Annotated in this window: 16 protein-coding genes and 1 other annotated feature; of the genes, 3 read left to right on the top strand and 13 right to left on the bottom strand. The window is 35.1% G+C overall.

The features are described from left to right. Nucleotides 1-34: 34 nt before the first annotated feature. The 3 genes from cls to spxA all read right to left on the bottom strand — a co-directional run bounded on the left by cls (nucleotide 35) and on the right by spxA (nucleotide 2,945). Nucleotides 35-1,546 (bottom strand): cardiolipin synthase, encoded by a 1,512-nt coding sequence (gene cls / locus RCG20_RS16535; RefSeq protein ID WP_308184377.1) that lies wholly within the window; start codon nucleotides 1,544-1,546, stop codon nucleotides 35-37. 78 nt (nucleotides 1,547-1,624) lie between these two features. Further along, nucleotides 1,625-2,296, bottom strand: coding sequence for an adaptor protein MecA (mecA, locus tag RCG20_RS16530; RefSeq protein ID WP_308181207.1), 672 nt, complete (start codon nucleotides 2,294-2,296; stop codon nucleotides 1,625-1,627). A gap of 253 nt (nucleotides 2,297-2,549) precedes the next feature. Further along, nucleotides 2,550-2,945, bottom strand: a complete 396-nt coding sequence (spxA, locus tag RCG20_RS16525; RefSeq protein WP_308181206.1) for a transcriptional regulator SpxA — start codon at nucleotides 2,943-2,945, stop codon at nucleotides 2,550-2,552. Nucleotides 2,946-3,511: 566 nt separating this feature from the next. On the opposite strand from spxA, the gene RCG20_RS16520 reads away from it, so the two are divergent. Beyond that, the gene (locus RCG20_RS16520; protein WP_308181205.1) at nucleotides 3,512-3,709 is read left to right on the top strand and encodes a hypothetical protein; all 198 of its coding nucleotides are present in this window, start codon (nucleotides 3,512-3,514) and stop codon (nucleotides 3,707-3,709) included. Between the two features lie 191 nt (nucleotides 3,710-3,900). Here the strand turns inward: RCG20_RS16520 and RCG20_RS16515 are convergent, their stop codons facing one another. The 5 genes from RCG20_RS16515 to RCG20_RS16495 all read right to left on the bottom strand — a co-directional run bounded on the left by RCG20_RS16515 (nucleotide 3,901) and on the right by RCG20_RS16495 (nucleotide 9,647). Beyond that, nucleotides 3,901-4,830 carry an ABC transporter ATP-binding protein gene (locus RCG20_RS16515; RefSeq protein WP_308181204.1) on the bottom strand — a complete coding sequence of 310 codons (930 nt, stop codon included), beginning with the start codon at nucleotides 4,828-4,830 and terminating at the stop codon, nucleotides 3,901-3,903. Then, nucleotides 4,831-5,874 carry an ABC transporter ATP-binding protein gene (locus RCG20_RS16510; RefSeq protein WP_308181203.1) on the bottom strand — a complete coding sequence of 348 codons (1,044 nt, stop codon included), beginning with the start codon at nucleotides 5,872-5,874 and terminating at the stop codon, nucleotides 4,831-4,833. 15 nt (nucleotides 5,875-5,889) lie between these two features. Then, nucleotides 5,890-6,918, bottom strand: a complete 1,029-nt coding sequence (gene opp3C, locus RCG20_RS16505) for an oligopeptide ABC transporter permease (RefSeq protein WP_308181202.1) — start codon at nucleotides 6,916-6,918, stop codon at nucleotides 5,890-5,892. Beyond that, entirely contained in the window at nucleotides 6,915-7,847 is a 933-nt protein-coding gene (gene opp3b, locus RCG20_RS16500) for an oligopeptide ABC transporter permease (RefSeq protein ID WP_308181201.1), read from the bottom strand. The genes opp3C and opp3b overlap by 4 nt, the downstream gene beginning before the upstream one ends. A 117-nt stretch (nucleotides 7,848-7,964) precedes the next feature. Then, complete coding sequence (locus RCG20_RS16495; RefSeq protein ID WP_308181200.1) at nucleotides 7,965-9,647, bottom strand: peptide ABC transporter substrate-binding protein; 1,683 nt, start codon at nucleotides 9,645-9,647, stop codon at nucleotides 7,965-7,967. A 223-nt stretch (nucleotides 9,648-9,870) separates the two neighbouring features. Here RCG20_RS16495 and RCG20_RS16490 point away from each other — a divergent pair, with 223 nt between their 5' ends. Beyond that, nucleotides 9,871-10,227, top strand: a complete 357-nt coding sequence (locus tag RCG20_RS16490; protein WP_308181199.1) for a DUF3899 domain-containing protein — start codon at nucleotides 9,871-9,873, stop codon at nucleotides 10,225-10,227. 54 nt (nucleotides 10,228-10,281) lie between these two features. Further along, nucleotides 10,282-10,530, top strand: a binding site (T-box leader). Nucleotides 10,531-10,579: 49 nt separating this feature from the next. Beyond that, on the top strand, nucleotides 10,580-11,569 hold the full coding sequence (gene trpS, locus RCG20_RS16485) for a tryptophan--tRNA ligase (RefSeq protein WP_308181198.1): 990 nt from the start codon (nucleotides 10,580-10,582) through the stop codon (nucleotides 11,567-11,569). Between the two features lie 619 nt (nucleotides 11,570-12,188). Here trpS and RCG20_RS16480 read toward each other — a convergent pair. From RCG20_RS16480 to RCG20_RS16460, 5 genes are all read right to left on the bottom strand, one after another. Further along, complete coding sequence (locus RCG20_RS16480) at nucleotides 12,189-12,935, bottom strand: YjbA family protein (protein ID WP_308184376.1); 747 nt, start codon at nucleotides 12,933-12,935, stop codon at nucleotides 12,189-12,191. A 560-nt stretch (nucleotides 12,936-13,495) separates the two neighbouring features. After that, on the bottom strand, nucleotides 13,496-15,292 hold the full coding sequence (gene opp4A, locus RCG20_RS16475; protein WP_308181197.1) for an oligopeptide ABC transporter substrate-binding protein: 1,797 nt from the start codon (nucleotides 15,290-15,292) through the stop codon (nucleotides 13,496-13,498). Between the two features lie 16 nt (nucleotides 15,293-15,308). Continuing rightward, a complete protein-coding gene (locus tag RCG20_RS16470; RefSeq protein WP_308181196.1) occupies nucleotides 15,309-16,214 on the bottom strand; it encodes an ABC transporter permease in 906 nt (301 codons plus the stop codon). Nucleotides 16,215-16,237: 23 nt separating this feature from the next. Next, nucleotides 16,238-17,206: an oligopeptide ABC transporter permease gene (opp4B, locus tag RCG20_RS16465; RefSeq protein WP_308181195.1), complete on the bottom strand. Its 969-nt coding sequence runs from the start codon at nucleotides 17,204-17,206 to the stop codon at nucleotides 16,238-16,240. 17 nt (nucleotides 17,207-17,223) lie between these two features. Continuing rightward, nucleotides 17,224-18,150: an ABC transporter ATP-binding protein gene (locus RCG20_RS16460; RefSeq protein WP_308181194.1), complete on the bottom strand. Its 927-nt coding sequence runs from the start codon at nucleotides 18,148-18,150 to the stop codon at nucleotides 17,224-17,226. Nucleotides 18,151-18,153: the final 3 nt, after the last annotated feature.

Genomic DNA, 18,153 nt, shown 5'->3' with positions numbered 1-18,153 from the left:
AGCCATCCATTTTGAATTTGGAATAGCTCATTTATTATAAAAATGGCGATAGCAGCCTTGATGTTGATTCGAGTAAACGAAAGCCAATATGCCTTTTTTTGAAAAGTTCAAGCTTAAGTTCATTAGAATATTCCAGATCTTTACTATATTCAGCAACAAGCTTCTGCGTACTTTTTGTTCGATATAAGAATGCATTCACCTCAAAATTCAGATGAAAACTCCTCATATCCATATTCGAAGTTCCTATGGAAGCAAGTTCATGGTCAACGATAATTATTTTGCTATGCATGAAACCTCTTTCGTATTCGTACACTTTTACCCCTGCTTCTAAGAGTTCTGGAAAGTAAGAACGGGAGGCGTGAAAGACAATCCGCTTATCTGGGCGATTGGGTACCAACAAACGGACATCTATTCCACTTAGGGCAGCAACCTTTATCGCTGAAAAAATATCCTCATCGGGAATAAAGTAAGGTGAAGCAATCCATACAGACTGTTTAGCCGAAGTAATCATTGAAAAAAAGATATTCTTGATTACACTCCATTCATTATCAGGTCCACCAGGAATAAGTTGGACACCACCATGACTCTTATTGTCTGGTTGAGGGGATAAGTACTCAGACGTTAAAAAACTATGATTAGTCATATAATACCAATCCTGCAAGAAAATAAGTTGAAGTGTTCTAACTGCTTCACCTCTTAACATCAAATGGGTATCTCTCCAGAAGCCGATATGTTTATCCCTACCTAAATATTCATCCCCAATATTTAATCCACCCACAAAGCCGACATTCCCATCAATTACAATAATTTTCCGATGGTTTCTGAAATTGAATTTACTATTTAAAAAAGGAACTTTAACCGGACCAAAGGAAACGGTTTCAATTCCAGCATTTCTCAAATCAGCTATATATTCATTTGAGAGCTTCCAAGATCCCACTGCATCAAATAAAAATCGAATCTTTACCCCTTGTTGCGCTTTTGCAATTAGTACATTTTTTATTTCTTGACCAATTTTATCATTTCGAACAATATAGTATTCAAGGTGTATATGATGTCTAGCCCTTTTTAATTCTTTAAGAATATATTGAAAGGTTTCGACACCATTCGTAAGGATTTTTGTAGAAGTGTCAAAAGAAATAGGGCTATTTCCAAGCTTCTGAGCCAATGAAAACAGTCTCCGTTGATGATTTCCCATTTGACCCATTTTCTCATCGTCTAGGGGATCAGTTTTCCCCTCAACCGTTAAAAATGCCTGTTTATCAAGAAAGTACTTCTTTCGATACATACGTTCTTTTCGATAATTCCGACCAAAAAGAATGTAAAAAATAAAGCCAACCAATGGGAAACTTCCTAAAACAACAAGCCAAGTTAATGTCTGAGTTGGATGACGGTTTTCAAGGAAGATAACAAATCCAATAAAAACAACGGATAAAGTAATTAATAAACTTAAAAACCCGAAAACTCCACCTTCTAAATGATTTTTAAAGAAAAACACTAATGCAGATAATATAAATAAAAATAAAATAACTCTTACTGTATTTTTCAGAGTGCATCACCTACCAGTACTTCAAAATCAAAGGTATATACCAAAAAACCGATTTCAATAGTGAAATCGGTGCAATGGTTACTCAAAATGCTTTCTCACTTCCGCAAAAACATCCTGTGAGATTATTTCTTTTCCGTATTCCTGAATTCTATGGATGGTTACTGGTGTTTCATATCCATATTCAAGCAGAATACTTAATATGTCATCTATTTCATCTTCCTCAATCAAATCTTCAGGAAACTCTGTATATAAATAGTATCTACCCTCAAAATGGTAAAGCTTTGTAATCAAATGATCAAATTCCGAACGTTTTGACAGCATGATGATATCTTCAAATTCTTGAAAAGAAAGCAAAAATTCTAATGTTTCATCTTCAGGAAGTATTTCTTCCTCGACCTCTTGCCCTGGATTAAAGTGCTGATCTAAAAGTTCTTCAATTTTCTCATCAGCAGGAATATCCTTAAATTTCCCACCTGGAATTGGTAATTCAAACTTTTGTCCATCCCTCGTAAGTTGCGCTTTTGTCACAAGGATTTCCAAACCTTTTTCCATGGCCTGAACTTGAATCCAGAGCGGTCCTTCAACCGTAAACTCTTCTTCTTGATGAACCTCATCCATCATTTCCCAAAAAAGTTCTTCACTCCGTTCGCGGTTGTACCATATTTCCTCGCGGTCAAAGCCTCTTTCTTCAATATCACCATAGGAAATATAAAATTTAACAGTATTCTCATTTATTCGCTCGATTTCCATCATTAACTCTCCCTTCCGTTTCCAGATTGAAGGGACTGAATACCCCCAAGCAGACAATACAGGTTTTACTATTACCCAAATTCTACCCTTGTACTTTTATTTTATGACAAAAAAGGCAATAAGGGAAACAAAAATGCACCAATTTAACAAAACTGTATGTTTGCCTAACATTTTAGAGATTCCCTTTATCATATCAAAATAACGGGTAAAGTACAATTAAAAAAGGCCTCCAATTAATGAAGGCCTCCTATATTTAATTTACCATTCTTTGTGCTTCGCGTAGCTGGAACGTACGAACTCTTCTAGGTAAAAACCTACGGATTTCATCCTCATTGTAACCGACCTGTAGGCGCTTCTCGTCAATAATAATTGGGCGACGAAGTAAGCCAGGGTTGGATTTAATAAGAACAAATAGATCCTGCAGTGGCATATTTTCAAGATTTACTTCTAATTTTTGAAATGTTTTTGATCTCGTTGAAATAATTTCATCTGTTCCATCCTCAGTCATACGAAGAATTTCTTTGATCTCATCGATGGATAGTGGTTCAGAAAAAATATTTCTTTCAGTGTATGGAATCTCATGTTCTTCTAACCATGATTTGGCTTTTCTACATGATGTACAACTTGGTGAAGTGTATAATGTTACCATCTGTTTTCACACTCCTCTTTTATTAAGGAACCCATATAGTATAAAAAACGTAGTTGCGTCATAAATGTATATTTTTTAAATTATAATTAATACAAATTAGTAATTTATATTCATGATTATACACCACTATTTTTAAAAAAGGTATCCCTTTTTTAAAAATAATATCAGCAACATACTTAAGAACTTTCCTATATATAAGTACGAATAATATCTAAAAAAGTTTCACCTTTTTGGATATTATTTTATAAAAAGGTCTTTCTCTTTTCTATTCTACCCCATAATATTCGTTTTTGCTTTAGGCATTGTGTAGGTTGTTTTTCATTAGGTAATGATAAAGCAATTTTTTTGTTTATTTATTTTTATTCTAGTCTCCAAACCTTAATTTTTCATTAAGTTTATTCTCAATTAATGCTTTTAGATTGAAAACGCATTCATTGCTAAGTATAATTATTTAATTTTTCATATTTACCTCTTTCATTAACCGTAGAGTTCTTTTAAAATAGAGGTATAAGGAAAATATTTTGTTTGAAACGAACTTTAAATAGGTAATTGAGGGGGGATTAAACATGGGTGCTTACATAACGGACTTAGCAGTTGTTACAGTAGTTCTTGTGGGTTTAACTGCTCTACTAGGTGTAATTACAAATGGTATTGGAGAAAAGTTTTTTGGAGGCAAGAAAAGAACTGAATTTGTAGACCAATCAAATAGATTCCATGAGGGTTGGAAATTGGTAGGCGGCAATAAAAAGTATAAAACATTTTAAAGAAAACTCGCCGATTGACGAGCCCCTAAGGGCGATGGCAGAGGCGTAGTTGCCCTTATGCGCTAGCAGAATTTATGGATATAAATTCTGATTAGCTAAAGAAAACTCGCCAATTGGCGAGCTTTAACAAAGATAAACTTTCTTATATGCTAAGAAAAAAATCGATCTCAACGAAGAGATCGATTTTTATTTTATTGCTTGAATTGCTTAAATTCTTTTTCTGAACAAAGGACAAAGTGACCAGGGTTGACCTCTTTAAATTCAATTTGTTCATTGTCATCATAATTATGAACACTTGGATTATAAGATTTCCTTTTCCGTGTCCGTTCTGAAATCGGATCTGGATGAGGTATTGCTGATAATAATGATTGTGTATAAGGGTGTAACGGGTTTTTATACAATTCTTCTGCAGGTGCAAGTTCGACTAATTTGCCATAGTACATAACACCAATTCGATCACTTATATATTTTACCATTGAAAGATCATGGGCAATGAAAAGATAAGTTAATTCTTTTTCTTTTTGCAATTTTTTCATTAAGTTTACAACCTGTGCTTGAATGGAAACATCAAGTGCCGAAATTGGTTCATCTGCAATGATAAATTCAGGTTGAACAGCAAGAGCACGTGCGATTCCAATCCTTTGACGTTGACCACCACTGAACTCATGCGGATAACGGTTTGCGTGTTCTTTGTTCAAACCAACTGTTTCTAAAAGCTCATATACTTGTTCCATACGCTCTTTTTTAGATTTTGCTAACCCATGAATATCAATGCCCTCAGCAATGACATCTGCAACCTTTAATCTTGGGTTTAAGGAGGCATATGGATCTTGGAAAATCATTTGCATCTTACGATTGAAATCTTTTAATTGTACATGGGATTTCTTATTATGCACGTTAACCCCATTATATAAAACTTCTCCGTCAGTAGCATTGTAAAGGCGGATGATTGTCCGCCCTGTTGTGGATTTTCCGCAACCTGATTCTCCTACTAGGCCGAGAGTTTCACCTTTATATATATCGAAACTCACATTATCAACAGCTCTAACTTCATTCACTTTGCCAAAATTAAAATACTGTTTCAAGTTTTTGATTTCGAGTAATTTCTGCTTTTGAGCCATTTAATTTCCCTCCTTTACACCAGGGAATTGCTTTTGTCGTCTCTTAACAGCATCTGGCGGTTCTACTTTAGGAGCATCCGGGTGTAATAACCATGTGGCTGCATAATGTGTATCAGACACTTTAAAAAATGGCGGCTCATGATCCAAATCAATTTTCATAACAAACGGATTACGAGGAGCAAAGGGATCTCCCTTAGGAGGATCCAATAAATCAGGTGGTGTTCCTGCAATAGAGAATAATTCCTCATCATGGGTATCCATGTCAGGCATTGAACTAATTAAACCCCATGTATATGGATGTTGTGGATTATAGAAAATTTCATCAGCGGTTCCTATTTCAACGATTTTTCCACCGTACATTACAGCTACACGGTCAGCAACATTCGCAACAACACCAAGATCGTGAGTGATAAAAATAATCGATGTATCAATTTTCTTTTGAAGATCCTTCATCAATTCAAGGATCTGTGCTTGGATTGTAACATCCAATGCAGTTGTTGGTTCGTCCGCAATCAATACTTTAGGATTACATGCAAGTGCAATTGCAATAACAACCCTCTGTCTCATACCACCTGAAAACTGGTGGGGATATTGATTAACACGAATTTCAGGTTTAGGTATTCCTACAAGTCTTAGCAGTTCAATTGCTCTTTCTTTTGCAGCATGATGACTCATGTTTTGATGTTTAATTAGCGGTTCCATGATTTGATTTCCAATTTTCATTGTTGGATTCAAAGAAGTCATCGGATCTTGGAAAATCATCGAAATATCTTTACCACGAATTTTTTGCATCTGACTATCTTTTAGCTTTGTAAGATCTATTCCATCAAATAGAATATGACCATCTTTAATTTCTGAATTGTTTTCAGGAAGTAAACGCATGATAGACTTTGTTGTAACTGATTTACCTGAACCAGATTCTCCAACAATTGCTAACGTTTCTCCTTTATATAGGTCAAAACTGACCCCTCGAATCGCTTGAACTTCTCCACCAAAAGTATGGAATGAAATTCTCAAGTCTTTTATTTCTAATACTTTTTCCATTCTATTCACCTGCCTTTAATCTCGCATTTTTGGATCTAGCGCATCTCGAAGACCGTCAGCTATTAAATTAAACGAAACCATGATAACTGAAATCATTATTGCGGGAATAATCATTTGGTATGGAAACGCTAACATTCCTTTAAATCCCTCATTGATTAAGGTACCAAGTGAAGCATTTGGTTCTTGAAGACCTAAACCAATAAAGCTTAAAAATGCTTCAAAGAAGATTGCATTTGGGATCGAAAACATTGTATTAATAATAATTACCCCAAACATATTTGGAATCATATGCTTAAAAATAATCGATACATCAGATGCACCCAACGTTTTCGCAGCTAGGACAAATTCCTGGTTTTTATACTTCAATACCGATGCACGAACAACACGTGACATACTAATCCAACCTGTAATGGATAAAGCAATTATAATAGGTGTTATACCTGGTTTTAATATAAGGATCATTAAAACTACAACGATTAAGTTAGGAATTCCAACGAGGACTTCCACAACACGCTGCATGGAACTATCAACAAGTCCACCTACATAACCGGAAACCGCCCCATATGTGACACCAATGATCATGTCAATCAAAGCTGCAATAACAGCGATTAACAACGAAACTTGGGTGCCCTTCCAGATTCGTGCAAAGATATCCCGTCCTAATCCATCTGTACCGAACCAATATGACTCCTTGACGTTTCGTAATTCATATGGATGTGTTACGGTACCATCTCTTCTGGTTAACTCTCCTTGAAATGGGAGCCAACTTACATTTTCAAGACTTTCGATTCGTGGCGGCAAGTTTGCATTTTTGGTATTTTGTGTATCATAGGCATATGGTGTTAATAATGGTCCAATAAATGCCATAAGAATTAAAATGACTAAGACAACAAAACTTACTACAGCACCTTTATTTTTTCGTACACGCAACCATGAATCTTGCCAAAAATTTAGACTTGGCTTTGCAATTCTCTCACTTTTTGATAAATCAACATGGGCGGGTTCAAACATTTCTTTGGCGATTTTTTGTTCATTGTTGATCACTTAGTTTTCCCCCCCGAAATCCGAATACGTGGATCAATGACTCCATAAAGGATATCGACAACTAGAATAATTAATACAAATAATAATGCAAATAAAATAGACGTTCCCATTATTACTGGGTAATCATTAACTGCAATCGATTTAACAAATTGTTCCCCTAGACCTGGGATTCCAAAAATCCTCTCGATAACCAGGGACCCTGTCATTAAACTAACTGCCAATGGGCCAAGTACTGTAACAACTGGAATTAATGCATTTCTAAGGGCATGTTTTACACTAATTTGAAAATAACTTGCTCCTTTAGCCTTTGCCAAGGTGATATAATCTGATCCTAATACGTCAATCATTTCTGTGCGCATAAATCGGGCTGATATTGATATTGGAAACATTGCTAGAGCAATAGTAGGAAGGACTGTATATTCTGGACCTCGCCAAAACATAACTGGAAGCCAACCTAATTTAACCGCAATATAATATTGAAGTAATCCGGCAAAAATAAATGAAGGGATTGATTTCCCTACCACCGCAATAAAAGTCGCTCCATAGTCTACCCATGTGTTTTGTTTTAGAGCCGCAAGGACACCTAAAATAATCCCAAGTAATGAACCAATTATCATTGCTTGGAAACCTAGAACGGCAGAAGGTCTTATGCGTAATGATAGAAGTTCTGTAACAGGGGTGTTATTAAATTGGAAGGAAACTCCTAAATCACCTTTTACCATGTTCGACATATAGCGGGCATATTGAACTGGGACAGGGTCATTTAAGCCATACTTATTTTTCATGATATCAAGTTGTTCATGATTAAGTTTCGAAGCAGCACTAAAGGGAGTTCCTGGAATAAGTTTCATGAGGAAAAAAGTAACAGATACAACTATAAACATGGTAATCAACATGTACACTATCCGTTGTAAAATATACTTTGACATGTCCCCACCTCCTAGTTAATTAAAAATTCATCATAGTTCGACAATTCCCTTGCAGGGAAAAAGAGAGTATATCGTTAATATACTCTCTTTTTATTTGGTTAGTTGTTATACTTGTTTTTACTTTTTAACGTTTACAATCTTAACCCATTGAACACTATAATCAGGTCCAAATGCATGGTGTGCAAAACCTTTAACTTTAGAGCTAATTAGTTTGTTAACTGCACGTTGATACATTGGAGCTAAAGCAGCATCATCTTCAAGAACAATCTTTTCAGCTTCTTGCATTGCTTTCCAGCGTTCTTCAGGTTTAGTTGCTAGAGGACCAGCAGCATCTTTGATCAATTTATCAACTTTAGGGTTAGCATAGCTCATATGTTGTTGAGTACCATCAGATAACCAAAGATCCATATAAGTCATTGGGTCTGCATAGTCTGGACCCCAACCGCTAAATAAGATATCGTATTGTTGTTTGTCTTCGCGCTCTAATTTAACGCTGAAAGGAACAGCTGTTAAATTAACTTTTAAACCAGTTAAAGTTTTTTCTAGTTGATCTTTAATGAAAGCATCACTTACTTTAGATGTTTCAGTATCTTGACCAACATAATCAAGTGTAATTTCTTTTTTGCCAAGTTCAGCTAAACCTTTTTCCCAATATTTTTTAGCTTCATCTTTATTGGATTCAAGATATTTGCCTGTGTCAGCACGGAAATCTTTTCCGTTTAATGAAGTAAAGTCAGCTGCTACAATATAATTTGCAGGCACTGAACCGTTTGCTAATACGTCTTTAGTGAAAGCTTCTTTATCAACTGCTAAAGATAGAGCTTTACGAATATTAACATTTTTTAGAATAGGGTTTTTCTCGTTGAATTTCAACCAGAAAACAGAAGGTTCTAAATAACGTTCAAGGTTTGGTGAATTTTCATATTGTGAAATAATAGCTGGTTGTGCAAGTTTTGGTGTGATGTCAACTTCTCCTGCTTCAAAAGCATTTGCAGAAGCTTGTGGATCTTTAGAAACGTTAAAGTTAACAGTTTTTAAAGAGACATTTTTTGCATCCCAGTAAGTATCATTTTTAGCTAAGACCCACTCAGTTCCTTGAGGGCCATCCCATTTAGTCATTGTAAATGGTCCGTTATAAATTAAATGTGCAGCATCTTTTCCATAGTCTTTGCCTTGAGATTTAACATACTTTTCATCCTGTGGTTGGAACAATGGGAAAGTGATGAAAGAATCAAAGTATGGAAGCGGCTGAACAAGAGTTATTTCTAATGTATAATCATCTGTTGCTTTAATTCCTAGTTCGCTTGCTTTCATTTTACCAGCAGCAATTTCACTAGCATTTTTGATTTTTCCTGACATAAAGTAAGGGCCATATGGTGAAGCAGTTGCAGGATCGATCGAACGTTGCCATGCATATACAAAGTCATGGGCTGTTACAGGATCTCCATTTGACCATTTAGTATCTTGTTTTAATTTAATTGTATAAACTGTTCCATCAGCGTTTGCTACCGGTTTACCGTCAGCAACACCATCGATAACTTTTTGATCTGGATCTAAACGATATAAGCCTTCGTTTACAGCATTTAACATTGTAAAGCTGACAACGTCTTGAGCCATAACGCTATCCATTGTAGGAATTTCGGCAGATTCTAAAACATTAAGTACCTGTTCTGGTGCCTTCTCCTTAGTTGCATTTTTAGTCTTGTCTGTGTCATCTTTCTTACTGCCTGAACAAGCAGATAAGAACATGCTTAAAACTAGTGCTAAAACTAAAAGCAGTGAAAATTTTGATTTCTTCACTAGTAGACCTCCCTTTTCTATTATTCTGAAAAATTACTACATTCCTTATTATACATTTATTTCAGAATTTGTACATTACTTTTTCAATTTTAATTTATAGAGTAGCAACAATTTTTATCCAAGGATTACAATTTTTGTGATATAGTTTTTAATTATATCAATTTTAATGTATAATACTAAAAGGGTCTATCCCTCTACAATTAAGCATTTAGGAGGTTTTCTCTTGAATCATCGGCTTAAAAAAAGATTATCCACTTTAGCTTTCTCCCAGATAGCCATTTTGATTCTGTCTTTTATCTTTTATCACAGCATCACTTTACTTAGCTATATCAATATATCTTTTTACATCACGGCTTTATTACTTCTTAGTTCTTTGCTTATCTATACGATTCAAACTGGTTTCTTTGATACCGTTTCAAGATCATTTCGTATTCCTTTGTTGAGAGGACAGGATAAGCAAAAATTAAAGGACATCACCCCTCTTTCAGAAATTGTAGCATTGGATAAAAAACCATTGCTCATTTACGGATTCGCGATCGGCCTCTTCATGGTAATTGGTTTGGTTATCTATTATATTTAGCCTGCTTGATTCCAACTATTCATTACATTATAATAGAAGAAATAATTGTAAATATATTTAGCATTGATAAAGAATAGTACGTATTTAATTCAGTTCAAGAGAGTTTGTGGTCGGTGTAAACAAACACTGAAAAATACGGAATGGACTTTTGAGCTTCTTTCTGAACCTTTCATTATTAAAATGAAGAAGTAGGAGGAGACGTTTACCTTGCGTTAAAAGGATCCATAATTCAATTATGGAGCTAAGTGACTCGTGTTCGAGTAATTTAGGGTGGTACCGCGAACTAAACTATTCGTCCCTATTCATATGGATGAATAGTTTTTTTTATCTTATTTTTAGGAGGAAATAAAAATTGAAGACAATATTTTCAGGAATTCAACCAAGTGGAACGATAACGCTCGGAAACTATATAGGGGCATTAAAGCAGTTTGTTGAGTTGCAGAATGAATACAATTGTTACTTTTGCATTGTCGACCAACATGCCATTACAGTCCCTCAAGACCGTTTAGAGCTTCGCAAAAATATTCGTAGCCTTGCCGCGTTATACCTTGCTGTCGGAATAGATCCAAATAAAACTACACTCTTCGTGCAGTCCGAAGTTCCTGCCCATGCACAAGCTGGTTGGATGATGCAATGCGTCTCATACATTGGTGAATTAGAAAGAATGACTCAATTTAAGGATAAATCATCTGGTAAGGATGCTGTTTCCGCTAGTCTTTTAACTTACCCACCTCTTATGGCTGCTGATATTTTATTATATAGCACAGATCTTGTTCCTGTCGGTGAAGATCAAAAGCAGCATTTAGAATTAACTAGAGATTTGGCTGAGCGCTTCAATAAAAAATATAATGATATCTTCACTATACCTGATGTTCGAATTGCAGAAGTTGGTGCTCGAATTATGTCACTCCAGGAACCAACAAAAAAAATGAGCAAATCTGATCCAAATAAAAAGTCATTCATTGCTCTACTTGATGATCCAAAACAAATTGAAAAGAAGATTAAAAGTTCTGTAACGGATTCAGAAGGTATCGTTAAATTTGATAAAGAAAATAAACCAGGAATTTCAAATTTATTGTCGATCTATTCTATTTTAGATGGAAAGTCGATTGCTGAAATTGAAGAAATGTATCACGGAAAAGGATATGGTGAATTTAAAGCTGATTTAGCCGAAGTTGTAATTAAGGCATTAGCTCCCATCCAAGAAAAATACTATCAATTAGTGGAATCGAATGAACTTGATGATATTTTAGATAAGGGTTCTGAAAAGGCGAACTTGGTTGCTACCAAAATGCTTAAAAAAATGGAAAATGCAATGGGATTAGGTAGAAAAAGTAAGTAAGTTCTACTTTTTCTTCTATTATATCTGTATTAGAACCGAGCAAAAAAGTAACATGTTCCGTTTCTATCTCAGAAATTTAATTAATATAGAAAATGACTATCAAATTGCACGTTGATTTGCTGGTCATTTTTTACTTGCATAAAAGAGTTTACTGCTATTCATCAAAGAAATTTCTATAGTAATTTGCCCGCCAAACTATCAGATAACAAATAAAAGGGGAGGTGTGTCGCAAAATAGGTATTTTCACAAATAGAATAGATATTTTCGCAAATGAAACAAGCTTTTTCGCAAATGAGCCATGCCTTTTCACAAATAAACACTATCTTTTAGCAAATGGCTGTTTTCGCATAGATTGTTGTTTTTCGTACCTAGTCTAAAAACCCAAAATAACAATGGTATCGTGCTCTTTTCTTAAAAACTTCCTACGGTTTTTATCGGTAAACTGGAATACCATTCTAATTTAGTTTCAACTAGCAACAAAGTTTAAGAAAAGAGCCTAGCAAATAAACCTTTTCGATCAGGAAAAATTCAATCCATCCCAAGATATACATTTAGTTTCAATAGTAAAACAAAGGCCTGAGCGAAAAGGTATCTTACAAGTACCTTTTCGCTCAGGCTTCTAATTTACTTTTGGGCCATGTTCCAACTCCCATAATTTCTCAAAGAAGGGTTGGCCTTTTATCAAATTTTCACAAAAATGCTCATGTTTTTTTGACCAAGCATACTTTATTTGATCAAACAATTGGCACCAAGCCTCGTCAGCCGCCAATTCTTGAATAATTGAATATCGCTCGGGACACCATTCTGTACACCAATAACGAATTTCTGCTTCATTGGTGGAAGAATTCAATTGGTCAAGTGCCATAAACAATAATTGTTTTAGTTGACGCTCTTTTCTTGTTAATCCATTCATTAATTCCGGACTTGGTGATAAGATATGATATTCTTTATTTGCTTGATTGCTCGAAAAATGATATTTTTTCACTTCTTCATTTTCAAGCATTTCATATACGAGCTGTTCCTGCCTAGGTATAAGCCTACTTTTTCTAATTGGAATATTATACCCAATTGTATCCACAACCATAATTCCTACTCCATCGGAAACAGCAAAACAATAATCAAGTTGGACTCTTTCATGGTTTTTTCTTAAAAATGCCTTTTGATAGATATCATCCAGAAGCTGTTGTGGTAAATCTGTTAAATCATTTTCAATATAATTAAACAACAAAGGATCTATTTTTAAAAGAGGTACTTGGTCTAACAGTTCGACACCATCATCTTTACGCCATTCATGAAAGTGACAAACATTGTAGCCATTTTCTTCCCCTTCAAACCAATTTACCCAAACATCATGAAGATACAACACCATACAACCCCTCACTTCAAGAATCTGTTTGTCAATCAGTATAGGCAGACATTAGTTGAAATATTCCTTTGTGTGTATTTTAATCCAGTTAATTTACCTTATCTTTACCAGGTGAATAAATACTGGCAGTAACAATAAACAGCCCAATTGGAAGCAAATAACATTCGGCATGCCGCATTATAATCGAAAAGTATTTGCCAAAGCTATTTCCCATAGTTAGAAAATTCATATATGCAATAACACAGATTCCTCCTGATACTGCTAAGCTATATCCTACTAACCAAAATAAGGCCCTAAACAACATGCCCAACCCCTTAAATGCAGCAACATCACCTTAAAGCTTATCCATGTTTTTTATCCTATGTATATGTTTTGTAAAGTCCAAATATGTACTACTATATAGAAAACTCGCCGATTGGCGAGCCCCTAAGGGCGATGATTAGGGGTAGTTGCATTTATGCTTAGATAACAGATAACAAAAGGCATCGAGAGAACGTGCTCTCGATGCCTTTTGTCGGCAATCCGAGATGCTCCTAATAAGAGCATCTCGGATCATTTTGTTATTCTGCGTCAGGAGTATCGCTTGATACGCCAACTTTTGACCAAACAAAGCTGGTATCTTTAGGATCAACTGTATAATCTGTAACACGATTATTTACCCCATAAATGATCGAACGGAACAATGTAGGAATAATAGGCATTTCATCGTTCATATATTTTTGCCATTCATCATAAGCGTTTTTACGATATGCATGATCAAATGCTTTTTCAGAATGACCATCTGCTAATAACTGATCGTTTTTGTCACTTACGAAGTGAGAATAGTTAAATGGTACGTCTTTTCCATATAATCCATATGGATCAACGTCTGTTCCAGTACCCCATGCACCACCGTAAATGTCAACTTTAGGGTCATCGGATTCAACCATTTTATAGAAGGAGTTGAATTCTGCTAGTCGTCCATCAACTAAGCCAACATCTAAACCAACATTTTTCCAGCATTGCATATAGAATTTAGCAAGAGGCTCAGCGATATCTCCACCACTCATAGCCAAGTAGTTAATATGGAATTTCTTTCCATTAGGATCTTCACGAAGACCATCTCCATCAACATCCTTATACCCTGCATCATCTAATAATTTTTTCGCTTTTTTAGGATCATACAGAACTGGATTTGAATCTGGATTTGACCAAGAAGCGAAGGAAGGTGGAATTAGAGAAGTAGCTGGGAAACGTAAGCCATTGTAAATTTTGTCTCCAACTGATTTCTCATCCAAAGCATATCCCATTGCTTGACGTAAACGCTTGTCTTGGAATTTAGGGTTATCCATTATATTTAAACTTTTCTTTGCATCCCAATGACCTAATTTAAAGCCAATATAACTGTAAGCTAAATCGATTTTTCCAACGAATTGGAAATTTTTAGATCCTTTTGCTGATTTATATTGATCTGTAGGGAATTGTGCAATATCAACTTCGCCTTTTTTCAGTGACTGCAAAATAACTTTTGGGTTAACTACTTTTAAAATTAAGCTTCCTAAAACCGGTTTTCCTTTATAATAATCATCATTGCGTTCAAATTCCATTGATTCTCCAGGAACCATTTTTTTAATTTTGAATGGTCCAAAACCAATTGGAGTTTTATGAATTTTATCAGATTTTGCTAAGTCTTTAATCGCAACATCACCTAAGTAATGTTTAGGCATTGCATATGGCCACAAACCAGTTAATAATGAAGGGTTTGATTTTGTGAAAGTAATGGACAGTGTTTTGTCATTTTCAATTTTTATTCCTGAAATGTTCTTCGCTTTACCTGTATGGTAATCATCCATACCAACAATGCTCTGAATAATAGCATCACCATAACGAACTCCTGTATAATCTTTGCTACCAATGACTAAGAATGAATACTCATAGTCTGCCGCAGTTACCGGCTGTCCATCTGACCAATTTACGTTGTCTTTAATTTTGACAGTAATGGTTTTGTTATCATTAGACATTTCATAGGTTGCAGCACCATCATTCGTAAATTCATAGTCACCATTTGTTGAGAATAATGGCTCATCAAAAAATTGAAGAACTTCGGCATCTGGGTTACCTGTGTAAAAGGCATAGTTTAATGTTCCTTCGAATGGAGTGTCTGAAACTAACGCATAGTTTAGAGTTCCATCGGCTACTGGCTTTTTATCATTCTTCACTACTAATGGGAAACTACCAATATCTTCTTTTGGTTTTTCTTTTGTAGCTTCCGGTTTTTTACTATTACCACCTGTTGAACTGCTGCATGCTGATAACAGCATACCTAGAGCAAGGATGACGATACTAAGAAACTTAAATACATGCCTTTTCTTCTTCATTCTTTTTCCCCCTTCTTTATCCTAGTCTTTGTCTTGCATCGGCCGCACGTTTCAACGCTTGGCCGATAAAATTTATACACAGCATCATTACTAAGATAAGCAATGAAGCAGGTAACCAAATCCACCATTTATTTTGAAGCACATCTGGATTGGATGCATAACTAACGAGAGTCCCCAAACTTGGAGTACTTTCTGGCAATCCAAATCCTAAGTAAGTTAAACCTGACTCAATTCCAATATTCCCAGCCAAGTTTAGTGTTAAATTAACAATGATAATTGAACTCAAATTAGGCAATACTTCTCGGAAAATAATTTTCCAATCAGGTGTTCCAAGAGTCTTTGATGCATTTACATAATCAAGTTCTCTTTCTGCAAGGGTTTTTGACCTTATTAACCTTGCTTTACCGGTCCATAAAAATGCACTCAAAATTAAGATAAACGTGAAAACATTGTATGTCGGTGCGATTGTAACAAACACAATAATTAACATTAATGTCGGAAGTATAAGGACAAAATCGATAAAACGCATGATAATATTGTCAATTTTGCCACCAAAGTATCCTGCACATAATCCGATACAAAGGCCAATACAACCTGTTAACAATGTAATAAATAAACCGATTGTAAATGAATTCTTTGCACCTATAAGTAATTGGCCAAGAATATCTCTACCACCATAATCTGTTCCAAGTAAATGTTCAGACGATGGAGGTGAATAAATCGATAATAAATCTACCGTAACAATTTTTTCTTGATCTAGAAAAAATGTACCGCCATAAACTACAAGTAGGAGAAGACCCAAAAGAACCAATGATGCTAATGCCATTTTGTCCTTAACGATCTCCCTGCGCATTATTGAAAATGAGCCTGAACTTTTATTTTTTACTTTATGATGATTTGGATTTGCAATTTGAGCTTTCATGATTTTCCCCCTTTCACCTTTAATTAATCAATTCTGATTCGTGGATCTACAGCACTTAAGATAATATCTGATAATAATGTTCCTATGAGTGTTGCCAAACCAGATATCATAACAAGAGCTGTAACGACACTAAAATCACGTTGTGAGATGGAGGTGAGGAATAGCTGCCCAATTCCTGGATACCCATAAATGGATTCCAAAAAGACTGATCCGCCTATTAAAGAAACAATTTCATATCCGAGAAAAGCTGCAATTGGTAAAAATGAATTTCGTAAAATATGGCGTATATACACATTTGATTCATTTACCCCTTTTGCCCTAGCTGTTTTTACAAAATCTTTTATTTTCGTATCGATAATTTCATTACGTAAATATTGAATTGTTACTGTTGTATTTACGATGGCACCAGAAAACGCTGGTAGAATAATATGATTCAGCTTATTTATATAGTAGGCAAATGTGCCATTCTCCACCCGTATATCAACACTTCCACTCGTAGGAAACCATCCAAGTACAAATCCAAAAATGAATAATACTAGTAATGCAAAAATGAACAGCGGAGTTGCAAAGGTTAAATAATTATAACCAACTACCATTTTATCGGCCCAAGTATCAGTCCATCTTCCACCTACAATTCCGAGAGGGATGGAAATAAGATAACTTAGAATTAACACAGCACCTGATAAAATAATCGTGTTCTCCATTCTTCCTGCTAAGAGTTGCGTCACTGGTGTTTGATGTATAACCGACATTCCTAGATCCCCATGAACAAGTCCTTTTATCCACCTTAAATATTGTTGATACGGAGGGTCGAGCAAGCCTAGCTTTTGTTTCAGTTCATGTATCGTTTGCGCATCCATTTTCGGATTACTTGCTAATTGACCTGATAATGCATCCCCAGGCATCGCTTTAGCTAGAGCAAATATTAGGATACTTAAAATAAATAACTGAGGGATCATAATCAAGAATCTTCGTAATAAAAATTTCAACATTTTCAACAATCCTCTCTCTATGGCAATGCAACTGAGTGAGTTTCAGAAACAGGTTTAAGTTTATAAACTTTGCCCTCAGCATTAAAATATTTATCATATGAAGTTTCATATTCTTTATTTATTTCTTGCCGAAGTATTACTTGTCTTTCTCTATTTTCCGGATTAATTTCCGGGATCGCTGAAATCAATCTTTTCGTATAAATATGTTTTGGATTAGAATAGATTTCTTCACTTGTACCTTCTTCCACAAATTGACCATGATACATAATTCCGATTCGATCACACATATGCTGGATAATCCCTAAATCATGACTGATAAATAGATATGTTAAATTAAATTCTTTTTGTATATCCTGCATGAAGTTTAATACTTGCGCTTGAACCGACACATCGAGTGCTGAAACCGGTTCATCAGCAATAATTAATTTGGGGTTTAGGGTAAGTGCCCTGGCAATTCCAATCCGTTGTCGTTGACCACCCGAAAACTCATGTGGATGTTTGTACATATCTTCAGGATTTAAGCCAACCTTTTCTATATAATACTCAACCTTTTTTCTTTCTTCTGCGGGTGATAGTCTTTCAAAATTCCTTAAAGGTTCTGCGATAATATCCAATACACGTTTTCTTGGATTCAACGAGGAGTAAGGATCTTGAAAAATCATTTGAATATCCTGCCTATATTGATGAAAGCTCTTACGGTTCAACTTCGTTAAATCTTGACCTTCAAAAATGATTTCGCCTGATGTTGCCTTATTTAGTCCTATAATGGCTCTTCCCGTAGTCGTTTTTCCACACCCTGATTCCCCAACAAGGCCATATGTTTCTCCCTGTTTTAATTCAAAGCTAATATCGTCCACAGCTCTCACATAATCGACAACTCTTTTGAAAAAACCACCACGTATTGGATAATATACTTTGAGATTATTGATTTTAAGAAATACCATAGT

The sequence above is a fragment of the Neobacillus sp. PS3-40 genome, from assembly GCF_030915485.1.
Taxonomy (GTDB): domain Bacteria; phylum Bacillota; class Bacilli; order Bacillales; family Cytobacillaceae; genus JAUZPL01.
Note: the sequence above shows the minus strand (reverse complement) of the source record. Positions and strands in the feature narration are given on the sequence as shown.